Here is a 10,749-nt window from a genome sequence, read left to right as displayed (position 1 = left end):
GCTTCGACGGTGTTGCCTTCGGATTCGCCGTTGCCGATGACGCCGCCGTCATAGGGCAGTGAGGCTCCGCTGCCCAGAATCGACCAGGTGCCGTCGTCGAGTCGGGCGAGGGCGACAATGTAGGTGTGGCCGGTTTCCAGGCGGGGTGTGTCGTGGACCGCGAACTCCTGCCGCTGGTCGTCCTTGAACGCCCATCCGGCCACGTCCAGGGTGAGTGACCGCGGGACGGCGGGCGCTCCGGACCGGCTCCACAGGACCTTGTCCACGGCCAGGGTGGCGCTGCGTCCGATGTATCCCTCTCCCGCCTCGTTCTCCTCCTCGGTGGCCGGGATCTCCCGGTCCGAGGTGGGCCGGACGACCACGACCCGGTCGGCGTAGGTGACCCAGTCCGTACTCGTCACCGACGGCAGCACATCATCGGCCTGCGGAGCGACTGTCACCTGCGGAGCGACCGTCACCGCCGGGACGGCGCCCCTGCCATCGCCTGGCTCGTTCCCCGGCAGGACGACCATCGCCACCGCCGCCGCGCCGGCTGCCACCAGTGCCGAGCCCGCCCACATCCCCTTCCTCCGCCGCCCGGCCCGCGCCGTTCCCGTTCCCTCGGCCCCGGCGGACATGCGCGCGGCGGACACCTCAGCCATCGTCCGCTCCGGCACCCGGTCCACCCCGTCCGCCGGATCGAACGCCGAAAGCAACTGCCTTGCCCGCTCCACGTCCTTGCCCATCACCTTTCGCCTTTCCCTTCTCGCCCCTGCCGCCTTCGCCCAGCAGCGTCTCCAGCCGCTTCCGGGCCCGGTGCAGCCGTACAGAGAACGCCGCCGCGCCGCATCCCGCCACCTGTGCCGCCTGCCGTACGTCCATCCCGTCCCAGGCAACCAGCACGAGTGCCTCCCGGTCCGCCTCGGACAGGCGGTCCATCGCCTCGGCTGCAGCGATCCGATCCACGGCTCTCTCCTCGGCAGCCGGGCCCGGGCGGCCGTCGACGGTCGCCTGCATCAACTCGACCAGCCGGTACGACCGCCCGGCCGACCGCACCGCGTTCGAAACGACCAGCCGCGCGATCCCGTACAACCAGGGCAGCGCGTCGCCTTGCAGGTCGTGCCTCCTGCGCCAGGCCGTCAAGTACACCTCTGACAACGCGTCCTCGGCCTCCTCGGCCGGGAGTCTGCGGCGCAGATACCGCAGCACCGGCAGGGAGGTCTCGCGGTAGACCTCTTCAAAACCCTGCCAGTCGTCCAGCCGCCTGCCCACGTTCCGCCCTCCCCTTGTTCGGTCACCTCACACCCTGTATGTGTCCGGACGTCGCCCCGTCTTACAGGGGCAGGCGAAGCGGCTGCCGCAGCGATTCCTTGAGCCGGGCACACGGTCCTGACCACGCCGGGAAGCGCGGACGGCCTCGATCGCGTTGGCCGTACTGGGTGTGACCACAGCCGCGTGCCCGGCTGTGTCTCCGGATGCGGGACCACTTGTCGCAGTCGCTTTTCCCTTTGTTTCGGGAAGCGGCTGAAGGATGCGCGGGCCAAGGACAAGCGAATGCAAAGCGCCCCGCGCCGAAGTCGACCGGTGCGGGGCGCTTTGCCGTACGGCGTCAGGCTTGGGCAGCGTACGAGACGAAGTCGTTCCACGCGGCGGGAGAAAGGGCGAGCTGTGGGCCGCGCCTGTCCTTCGAGTCCCGGACGCGGACCGCCGCGACGGCTGCCGGCTCCTGCCAGGAGACGGCCACCTCCACACAGTCACCGTCTCCGCTGCTGCTGTAAGTGCTCTTGAACCAGGCCAGTTCACTCGTGCTCATCAGGCTCCTCGCATCTGCTGCAACAGGCCCAGGGAGTCTTCGAGGGAGAGAGCCTGCGAACGCATCCTGGCATACCTCATCTGGAGGACGCTGACCTCTTTCGGGTCGGAGAAGAAGAGGCCGCCACGCTGCCCCTCGTTGTAGGCGAACCACCGGGCCTCGGGTGTCTCCAGCAACTGCATGGGGCCAGCCATGCCTGCGTGGGCTGTTCGCTCCAGCGGCATTACCTGCACCTCGACGTTCCGCAGTTCCGCCAGCTCCAGCACATGACCGATCAGCTCCCGTGTCACGTCCACACCGCCCGTGCGCCGTAGGAACAGGTGCTCCTCCAGGATGAAGCTGAACGCCGTGTTCTGCCGCTCCCGCAGAAGCCTCTGCCGCTCGGCTCGCGCCACCCACTGGGCCTCGATCTGCTCATCGCCCAGCGGCGGCAGTCGGTTCACGAACAGCGTGCGCGCATACGCCTCCGTTTGCAACAGTCCCGGAATCAAGCGGCATTCGTATGTGCACAGGCTGATCGCCGTAGCCTCCAACCGTGCCCACTGCCGGAACCACGCCGCCAGCCCCGGCTGCCGGGCCAGATGGGCCGCGGCCTTCCGCAGCGCGCCCGTGTTGCCCAGGGCTGGCTCTGCCCGCTCCACGAAGACCGGGTCCGGCATGCGGCGTCCCAACTCCACAGACGCCACCGTGTGTTTGGAGAAGCGGACCAGCTCGCCCAGCTCCGCCCGGCTCAGGCCGGCGTGCTCCCGCAGCGCCTGGACGACCGCGCCGAACGTCCGCAGACTGTCCGAGCACTCGGGCTCGCCGCCCGCCCCCGCTCCTGCCGTGCTGTCCGTCACCATCGGCCACCTCCCGTGCACCCGCGCCCCGCCGTACACGTCGAACAACGACCGCGCTCACGGATAGTCACATGTACTGCCTGCTCCGTGACCGCGTACGCCGCCGTGGCGTACGCAGTGTCTGCCTGGTGAAAGGCCGTTCCAGGCCGCCAGATTGGGCCCATGACCGCACCATCCGCGCCTCAACGGCCGGTTACCGTAAGTACGTTCACCCAGCGCTTCAGCTCCACCCCGCTCGGCGCCCGCCTCGCCCGGCACCTCGCCCTCGTCCAGCTGCACACCTGGGGCGTCCCGCACGGCACCCCGCTCTCCGACACCGCCGCCACGATCGTCGGTGAACTGGCCGCCAACGCCGTGACCCACGGCCGCTTACCGGGCCGTGACTTCGAACTGCGCCTGACGCACACCCCCGGCGTCCTGCTGCGCATCGAGGTGTCCGACACCCGCGGTGAACGCCGGCCGCCCGCGCGTGAAGAGGCGACGGCCCCGGCGCCGCTCGACGAGACGGGCCGGGGCCTGTTCCTCGTCGACGCGCTCGCCGACCGGTGGGAGGTGACCGACCGCGTGGCCCGGGGCGTGGCCCTGCCCGGGAAGACGGTCCGGGCCGAGCTGGACCTGCCCTCCGCGTGAGACGGCCCGTCCTCAGCCAGGCTCCTCCGACTCCGGTCGTGGTACCAGGTCGAGGCCGCTGTCGGTGGGCAGGGTCTCGCGGTAGCCGGTGTACATGTGCTCGGTCGCCAGGCGGACCAGGCGCTCCTCGTCCGCCGTGCGGGCGGCCTCCAGGATGGCGCGGTGCTCGCTCACCATGAGGGGGACGTTGCCCGCCTCGTGGACGTAGGAGCGGGTGATGCGCCGGTTGACCGGGTGGTCCCAGAGGGTGTCGGTCATCCGCAGGAGCAGCGCGTTGTCGCAGGGTTCGATCAGCAGGCGGTGGAACGCCCGGTTGAGTTCGAAGTGGGCCGCCGCATCGGCCGGGTCGGTGGCCGCCATCTCCTCGATCACCGCCGCCAGCCGGGCCAGCCGGGCCCGGTCGTGCCGGCCGCAGGCCAGCCGCAGGGCGAGCGTCTCCAGGGACTGCCGCACCTGGTAGACCTCGGCGATGTCCTTGGGCTGCAGGGCGTTGACGATGTATCCGCTGCCGGGGAGCCAGGTGACCAGTCCCTCGTGGGCGAGGCGGTTCAGCGCGTCCCGTACCGGGGTGCGGGACACGCCCAGCCGCTCCGCCACCTGCTCCTGCACCAGGGTGGCGTCGGCTTCCAGGCCGCCCGAGACGATCTCGTCGCGGAGTTGTTCGTACACCCGGACCCCCAGCGGCCGGGTGTCCCTGGGGTCGCTCCGCAAAGACTCCACCTCTGTTCTCCGTCCTGAGCGCCGTTCCGGACCAGGATTTCGGTTCCGTTCCGCCGAAGAATTCCACCTCGCGCGGACCGTTGTCTTCCCTGAACTCACTGTATACGGTGTGCGCACTGCATCCAGAGGAGGTCTGGCCGTGTTCGTTCTGAACACCTGGTATGTCGCTGCCTGGTCCACCGAAGTCACCCGCGAGCCCGTACGCCGGGTCGTCTGCAAGCAACCCCTCGTGCTGTACCGCACCCAGGACGGCGCGGCCGTGGCCCTCGCCGACCGCTGCGCCCACCGCGCCTATCCGCTGTCGGCCGGCCGCACCGTGGGGGACTCCGTCGAGTGCGGGTACCACGGTTTCGCCTACGGACCCGACGGCGTGTGCACCCGCGTTCCCGCCCAGGCCGCCATCCCCGCCCGGGCCCGCGTGCGCCGCTACCCAATCGTGGAGAAGGACGGCTGGATCTGGGTGTGGACCGGTGACGAGGACCTCGCCGACGAGAGCCTGGTCCCCGACACGCACTGGATGAACGACCCCGCGTGGGCGACGGTCACCCACACGATGCTCTTCGAGTGCCGCCACGACCTCATCCACGACAACCTGCTCGACCTCACCCACGAGACGTTCCTGCACAAGACGACCGTCGGTGACGACTACATCCCCGAGTACGGCATCACGGTCGAGGTGGGCGGCAACGTGGTGACCGTGGACCGGCTCATGCCCGGCGTCGAGGCACCGCCGCTGTACGCGCGGACCATGGGCACCGAGGGCCTGTACGACCGCTTCCACGCCACCGAGTTCCACATCCCGAGCTACCACGTGCTGCACTCCGGCATCACGGCCCAGGGGCGCCCGCGCGAGGAGGGGTACCTCATCAAGGTGCTCAACGGGATCACCCCGGTCGACGAGCGGACCACCTGGTACTACTACGCCTTCAGCCGCAACTTCGCGGTCGACGCCGAGTGGGCCACCAAGGAGCTCGAGACCGGACTGGAGACCGTGCTGCGCGAGGACGCCGACGCGCTGCGGGAGCAGGAGATCGGCATGCGGGAGCGCCCCGACGGCGAGCACGACGTGCTCATCGGCCAGGACGCCGGCGTCGCCAAGGCCCGCCGGATCCTCACCCGGATGCTGGCCTCCGAGCAGGCCGCCGCCCAGCCCGCGCAGGGCTGACCGCCGTGCCGTGACCGCACGGCATCGGTATTGGCATCGGTATCGGTATCGGCGCCGGCGTCGGCTTCGACGCAGACGCAGACGCAGACGCACCGGGGCGCCGGACCGGCGCCCTCCACCACCCGGCCGCCCACCGGCCGCCCGGCCGCCCACCGCCCGGACGCCGCCGGTCCGGCCACCCGCTGACACACCCCCCACGCCTGTCTTGTCCTGCCCTGCCCTCCCTCCAGAAGGACAATCCCGTGCGCCACTCGATACGCCTCCCCCTGCTCGCCGCGGTCCTCGCCCTGGCCGTCGCCGGCTGCACCAACGCCTCCGCCGAAGCCGGAAGCGAATCCACCGCCTCCGGGCCGTCCGCCCCGGCCTCCGGCGGGCCCGCCGCCAAGACCGAGGTGGACGCCGCGGCCGCCGCGCTGCTCCCCGCCGACATCAAGGCCAAGGGCGTCCTCGCGGTGGCGAGCGACGCCTCCTACCGGCCGTTCGAGTACTTCGACACCGACAACAAGACGATGATCGGCTTCGACATCGACATGACCGACGCCCTCGGCGCCAAGCTGGGCCTGAAGGTCGACCACGTCAACGCCGGGTTCGACGGCATCCTGCCCGGCCTGGCCGCCCACAAGTTCGACGTCGGCGCCTCCGCCTTCTCCGTCACCCCGGAGCGGTCCAAGGCCGTCGACTTCGTGCCCTACCTCAACGCCGGATCGGGTCTCGCCGTCAAGGCGGGCAACCCGCTGGGCCTGAAGATGGACCCGATGGCGCTGTGCGGGCGCACCGTCGCGGCCCAGAAGGGCAGCATCCAGGGCATCGCCCAGCTCCCGGCCATCTCCAAGGCCTGCACCGGCGCCGGCAAGGCCCCCGTCAAGGCCGACCTGTTCCCCTCGCAGGACGGCGCCAACCTGGCCGTCGTCAGTGGCCGGGCCGACGCGGTCATGGCCGACTCGGCCCCCCTGGCGCTGCAGGCCAAGGCGTCCCACGGCCAGTTCGAGCTCGCACCCGGCACCGACTACGAGCCGGTCCCCCTCGGCATCGCCCTGCCCAAGGGGTCCCCGCTCAAGCCGGCCCTGGACGCGGCCATGAAGACCCTGATCTCCGACGGCACCATGGAGTCGCTCGTCAAGAAGTGGGACATGCCCACCGGCCTGCTCCTGAAGTCCGGGAGCTGAGGAGCCGACATGACCTCCCTGCCCGCCCCTCCCCTCCCGGACATCGACAAGGCGGCCGGCCCCGACCTGACCGTCGTCCCCAAACGGCACCCCGTCCGCTGGCTCACGGCGGCCGTGCTGCTGCTGATCGGCGCGGCGACACTGCGGTCGGTGTTCACCAACCCCCGCTTCGGCTGGGACGTCGTCAACACCTACCTGCGGGACATCTCCATCGCCCGCGGACTCGCCGTCACCCTGGAACTCACCGCCGTCTGCATGCTCCTCGGCGTCGTCCTGGGCGTCGTCCTCGCGGTGATGCGCCTGTCGGTCAACCCGGTCGTACGGTCGGCGGCGTTCCTGTACGTCTCGTTCTTCCGCGGCACGCCGGTGCTCGTGCAACTGCTGTTCTGGTACAACCTGGCGGCGCTCTACCCCACGCTGTCCTTCGGCATCCCGGGCCTGTCCCTCGACGCCAACCGGATGATCACCCCACTGGTCGCGGCCATCCTCGGGCTGGGACTGAACGAGGCGGCCTACATGTCGGAGATCGTCCGGGCCGGCATCCTGTCCGTGGAGCAGGGCCAGGCCGAGGCCGCCGGGGCGCTGGGCCTGACCAGGGCGCAGACCATGCGCCGGGTGATCCTGCCGCAGGCGATGCGGGTGATCATCCCGCCGACCGGCAACGAGACGATCGGCATGCTCAAGACCACGGCCCTGGTGAGCGTGCTGGCCGTGCCCGACCTGCTCTACTCCGCGCAGATCCTGTACTCGCGCAACTTCCAGACCATCCCGCTGCTCATCGTCGCCAGCATCTGGTACATGGTCGTCACCAGCATCCTCACCATCGGCCAGTTCTACGTCGAACGCCGCTTCGCGCGCGGCAACCGCACACTGCCCCCGACCCCGCTGCAGCGGCTGCGGCAGATGTTCAGCACCCACGCGCCGATCGCCACCGGGAGGCAGCCATGACCGTCGACGGTGCCGCCGCGGACCTCGTCCCGATGGTCAGGGCCGAGAAGGTCCGCAAGCACTTCGGCCGGCTGGAGGTCCTCAAGGGCGTCGACCTGGAGGTGCAACGGGGCGAGGTGGTCTGCCTCATCGGCCCCTCCGGCTCGGGCAAGAGCACCTTCCTGCGCTGCATCAACCACCTGGAGACCGTCGACGGCGGCCGGATGTGGGTGGACGGCCAGGTGATGGGCTACGAGCAGCGCGGAAACAAGCTGCACGAGCTCGGCGACAAGGAGATCTGCCGCCGGCGCACCCAGATCGGCATGGTGTTCCAGCACTTCAACCTGTTCCCCCACATGACGGTGCTGGAGAACCTCGTCGAGGCACCCCGGCGGGCGCTGAAGGAGTCCAAGGACGCCGCCACCGAGCGGGCCCTGGGCCTGCTCGACCAGGTGGGGCTCGGGGACAAGGCCCAGGCGTACCCCCGGCACCTGTCCGGCGGGCAGCAGCAGCGCGTGGCCATCGCCAGGGCGCTGTGCATGCGGCCCAAGCTGATGCTGTTCGACGAGCCCACCTCGGCCCTGGACCCCGAACTCGTCGGCGACGTGCTCACGGTGATGCGGGACCTGGCCGCGTCCGGCATGACCATGGTCGTGGTCACCCACGAGATGGGCTTCGCCCGCGAGGTCGCCGACCGGGTGGCCTTCTTCGACGCCGGCCAGGTCGTCGAGGTCGGCCCCGCGCAACAGGTCGTCACCGCACCCCAACACGCGCGGACCAAGGCCTTCCTGGCCGCGGTGCGGTGAGTTCGCCCCCCATGAGTTTCCACGAGTGAGTGACGAAGGAGAACAACCGATGAGGCTCCTGCTCCGAGCCAACGCCCACCGGCAGGTGGACGGCGGCTGCCGGGAGGTCGCGGCCGCACCGGACACGCCCCGCCGCGAGCCCTGGCAGTGGCAGGTACGGCTGCTCGCCGCCGGGCACGGCCCCTCGGCGGCCCCGCTGCCCGGCGCGCGGCGGATCGCCGAACCCCTGCCGGACGGGGCGGTCCTGGAGGTCGCCGCCGATCCCGCCGTGGTCTGCCCGGGCGTGGAGATCGTCGACCCCGGCGCCGGCACGACCGTGGACCGCGCCGAGAGCGACGTACTGGTCCTGGTCGCCTCCGGAGGACGGCTGCTGGTGGAGGGACGGCACCTGCTGGCGGACGCGGACGCGATGGTGCTGGCGGGGGCCGACGACCCCCTGAGCGTGGATGTCCGGCACCCGGACGGCCATCCGGACGGTCACCCGGACGGCCGCGGCGCACCCGACGGCCCGGACGCACGGCTTGCGCTGGTCCGCCTGAGCCCCGCCGGGGACCGCGTCCTGAGCTGGGTGCCCTGATGGCGGCGGCACCCGTCGCGGACGGGGAGCAGCGGCTGCGGCTGCGCGTGGCAGCCCTTGTCTGGGAGGCCGAAGGAGTGGTCTCGGTGCACCTGCGGCGGCCCGACGGCGGCGACCTGCCGGCGTGGGAGCCCGGAGCGCACGTGGACCTGTGCCTGCCCGGCTCCGTCACCCGGCAGTACTCCCTCGACGGACCGCCCGCGGACCGGTCCGTCTGGCGCGTCTCCGTCCTCAGGGAACCGGCTTCCCGCGGCGGCTCCCGGACGGTGCACGAGATCCTCCGCCCGGGGGAGGAGGTCGAGGTGACCGGGCCGCGCAACCGGTTCCCGCTCGTCGACGCCCCCGAGTACCTGTTCGTCGCCGGCGGCATCGGCATCACCCCGCTGCTGCCGATGCTGGAGCGGGCCGCCTCCCGCGGTGTCCGCTGGTCCCTGCTGTACGGCGGGCGGACGCGGGCGAGCATGGCCTTCCTCCCGGAACTGGCCCGCTACGGCGACCGGGTGCGGGTGCACCCCCAGGACGAGTACGGCCTGCTCGACCTGGAGCCCTTCCTGGGGACGCCCCGTGAGGGCACGGCGGTGTACTGCTGCGGCCCCGAGCCGCTGCTCGCCGCCGTCGAGCGGCTCTGCGCCCCCTGGCCACCGGGCACCCTGCACACCGAGCGGTTCGCCGCGGTTCCCCGGGAACCCGCCGGCGGCGACGCCGACGGGGAGTTCGAGGTGGTGCTGCAACGGACCGGACGCACCGTCACCGTGCCCGCGGGCAGGACGATCCTGGACGCGCTGGAGGACCAGGGCATCGAGGCGCCGAACTCCTGCCGCGAGGGAATCTGCGGCACCTGCGAGACCAAGGTGGTCGAGGGCGTCCCCGACCACCGGGACAGCCTGCTGTCGCCGGAGGAGCGCGCGGCCAACGACACCATGATGATCTGCGTCGGCCGCGCCCGGTGTTCCCGGCTGGTCCTCGACCTGTGACACGGGCCGGTCGACCGGCTCACCAGGTCCGCCGGGGCCGGGCCTGCCTGCCGAACGGCAGACGGCGCGGTTCCGGCGGCTGTACGCGGACCGCGGCTACGACCACGACCGCTGCCGCCGCGGGATCCGCACCCCGGGTATCACCTCGGTCGTCGCCCGCCGCGGGCGACCCCACGGCTCGGGCCCGGGCGTCCGCCGGTGGGTGGTCGAACGCGGCCTGTCGTGGCCGCAGGGTTTCCGGCACCTGAGGATCCGTCGGGAACGCCGGGACGACATCCATGACGCCTTCCTGCGGTTGGCGGTCTGCCTCGTCCTGTACCGACGCGTCCGAGCACTCTGTCAGGACCTCTCGGGGGCCTTGTCTCCTGGCCGCGGCACGGTGGCCCGGTCTGGGCCGGATGGCGGAGGTCATGGGCACAAGGCCCTGGTGGGGCAGGGTGGCTGCCGCGGTCCGGTCCGTGACCCGCCTGCCCCGGTATGCCTGAGCCTCTCGCACCGGCAGTTCCAGGCGACCCGCCGCCGCATGGGTGAGCAGGCGTCAGAGATCACCTTGAAGGCCTAATCGATCATCAATCTGCCCGTTGTATTCGAAGGTTTGACGAACCGTCAGCAGCAGAGGAACCGGTCGTGCGGGCGCCCCGGGTACCCCGTTCGGCTCCCTGGAGCCAGCCCTTCCGATATGCCCGAAATGACAGTCTTTGGGGGTGTCAGTACGTTCAATTACACGTCGGCTGCTAAAGCCGGCCTCTCAGAGACAGGAGTAAAACGACATGATCATGACTCGTTCCTCCGCCATCACCGCGGGCATCGCGGCCGCCGCAGCCCTGACCGCGACCGGTATCACCTACGCCACGGCCGCCCCCGTACCCCAGGCGGCCCCGGCCGTCGTCCAGCAGGCACCCGCTCCCGCCCAGGCGCCCATGGGCGGCGAAGGCGGGCAGGGGAAGGGCAACGAGGGCGGCGAGCGCGGCGGCGAACGCGGCGGCGAGGGCGGTGAGCACGGCGAGCGCGGCCACCACAGGGTGGGCCGGATCTTCATCAACGAGCGGTCGTTCTCCGCCCACCCGGACGGCTGCATCACCGTGGTGAGCGGCCTGGGCTCCAAGAGCTTCAACATCCGCAACGACAGCAAGCGGACCGTCGAGTTCTTCCG

12 protein-coding genes and 1 pseudogene are annotated in these 10,749 nt (G+C 71.1%); 8 read left to right on the top strand and 5 right to left on the bottom strand.

Going from position 1 to position 10,749, the window contains the following annotated elements; all coding sequences use genetic code 11:
- The 4 genes and pseudogenes from RH94_RS07485 to RH94_RS07470 form a co-directional block, all read right to left on the bottom strand.
- Nucleotides 1–641 (bottom strand): annotated as a pseudogene (locus tag RH94_RS07485) (hypothetical protein); the annotation flags it as partial.
- Nucleotides 634–1,251: an RNA polymerase sigma factor gene (locus tag RH94_RS07480; RefSeq protein ID WP_073946843.1), complete on the bottom strand. Its 618-nt coding sequence runs from the start codon at nt 1,249–1,251 to the stop codon at nt 634–636. The gene RH94_RS07480 and the pseudogene RH94_RS07485, both read right to left, overlap by 8 nt.
- Nucleotides 1,252–1,588: 337 nt before the next feature.
- On the bottom strand, nt 1,589–1,792 hold the full coding sequence (locus RH94_RS07475; RefSeq protein ID WP_073946842.1) for a DUF397 domain-containing protein: 204 nt from the start codon (nt 1,790–1,792) through the stop codon (nt 1,589–1,591).
- Nucleotides 1,792–2,634: a helix-turn-helix domain-containing protein gene (locus RH94_RS07470; protein ID WP_073946847.1), complete on the bottom strand. Its 843-nt coding sequence runs from the start codon at nt 2,632–2,634 to the stop codon at nt 1,792–1,794. Before RH94_RS07470 ends, RH94_RS07475 begins: the two co-directional genes overlap by 1 nt.
- 159 nt (nt 2,635–2,793) lie before the next feature.
- Here RH94_RS07470 and RH94_RS07465 point away from each other — a divergent pair, with 159 nt between their 5' ends.
- Entirely contained in the window at nt 2,794–3,261 is a 468-nt protein-coding gene (locus RH94_RS07465) for an ATP-binding protein (RefSeq protein ID WP_073946841.1), read from the top strand.
- Between the two features lie 12 nt (nt 3,262–3,273).
- On the opposite strand, the gene RH94_RS40280 is transcribed toward RH94_RS07465, so the two are convergent.
- Nucleotides 3,274–3,981, bottom strand: coding sequence for a GntR family transcriptional regulator (locus RH94_RS40280; protein WP_158073037.1), 708 nt, complete (start codon nt 3,979–3,981; stop codon nt 3,274–3,276).
- Nucleotides 3,982–4,120: 139 nt separating this feature from the next.
- Here RH94_RS40280 and RH94_RS07455 point away from each other — a divergent pair, with 139 nt between their 5' ends.
- From RH94_RS07455 to RH94_RS07420, 7 genes are all read left to right on the top strand, one after another.
- A complete protein-coding gene (locus RH94_RS07455; RefSeq protein ID WP_199880892.1) occupies nt 4,121–5,146 on the top strand; it encodes an aromatic ring-hydroxylating dioxygenase subunit alpha in 1,026 nt (341 codons plus the stop codon).
- A 242-nt stretch (nt 5,147–5,388) separates the two neighbouring features.
- Nucleotides 5,389–6,312 (top strand): ABC transporter substrate-binding protein, encoded by a 924-nt coding sequence (locus RH94_RS07450; protein WP_073946839.1) that lies wholly within the window; start codon nt 5,389–5,391, stop codon nt 6,310–6,312.
- Nucleotides 6,313–6,321: 9 nt separating this feature from the next.
- Entirely contained in the window at nt 6,322–7,260 is a 939-nt protein-coding gene (locus tag RH94_RS07445; protein WP_073946838.1) for an amino acid ABC transporter permease, read from the top strand.
- Nucleotides 7,257–8,045: an amino acid ABC transporter ATP-binding protein gene (locus tag RH94_RS07440; protein ID WP_324614243.1), complete on the top strand. Its 789-nt coding sequence runs from the start codon at nt 7,257–7,259 to the stop codon at nt 8,043–8,045. Before RH94_RS07445 ends, RH94_RS07440 begins: the two co-directional genes overlap by 4 nt.
- Nucleotides 8,046–8,094: 49 nt before the next feature.
- Nucleotides 8,095–8,622, top strand: coding sequence for a hypothetical protein (locus tag RH94_RS07435; protein ID WP_073946837.1), 528 nt, complete (start codon nt 8,095–8,097; stop codon nt 8,620–8,622).
- A complete protein-coding gene (locus RH94_RS07430; protein ID WP_079188938.1) occupies nt 8,622–9,596 on the top strand; it encodes a PDR/VanB family oxidoreductase in 975 nt (324 codons plus the stop codon). Before RH94_RS07435 ends, RH94_RS07430 begins: the two co-directional genes overlap by 1 nt.
- Before the next feature lie 770 nt (nt 9,597–10,366).
- Nucleotides 10,367–10,749 (top strand): hypothetical protein (locus RH94_RS07420; RefSeq protein WP_073946835.1); only part of this gene is annotated, 383 nt, incomplete at its 3' end.

It is taken from the genome of Streptomyces kebangsaanensis (genome assembly GCF_001906585.1).
Classification (GTDB): Bacteria; Actinomycetota; Actinomycetes; order Streptomycetales; family Streptomycetaceae; genus Streptomyces; species Streptomyces kebangsaanensis.
This window is presented reverse-complemented; position numbering and strand designations above follow the sequence as displayed.

Coding starts and splice junctions, on each gene's coding strand:
- RH94_RS07475 (WP_073946842.1), bottom strand. CDS start 1,792: ATGAGCACGAGTGAACTGGCCTGGTTCAAGAGCACTTACAGCAGCAGC.
- RH94_RS07470 (WP_073946847.1), bottom strand. CDS start 2,634: ATGGTGACGGACAGCACGGCAGGAGCGGGGGCGGGCGGCGAGCCCGAG.
- RH94_RS07465 (WP_073946841.1), top strand. CDS start 2,794: ATGACCGCACCATCCGCGCCTCAACGGCCGGTTACCGTAAGTACGTTC.
- RH94_RS07445 (WP_073946838.1), top strand. CDS start 6,322: ATGACCTCCCTGCCCGCCCCTCCCCTCCCGGACATCGACAAGGCGGCC.
- RH94_RS07440 (WP_324614243.1), top strand. CDS start 7,257: ATGACCGTCGACGGTGCCGCCGCGGACCTCGTCCCGATGGTCAGGGCC.
- RH94_RS07435 (WP_073946837.1), top strand. CDS start 8,095: ATGAGGCTCCTGCTCCGAGCCAACGCCCACCGGCAGGTGGACGGCGGC.
- RH94_RS07430 (WP_079188938.1), top strand. CDS start 8,622: ATGGCGGCGGCACCCGTCGCGGACGGGGAGCAGCGGCTGCGGCTGCGC.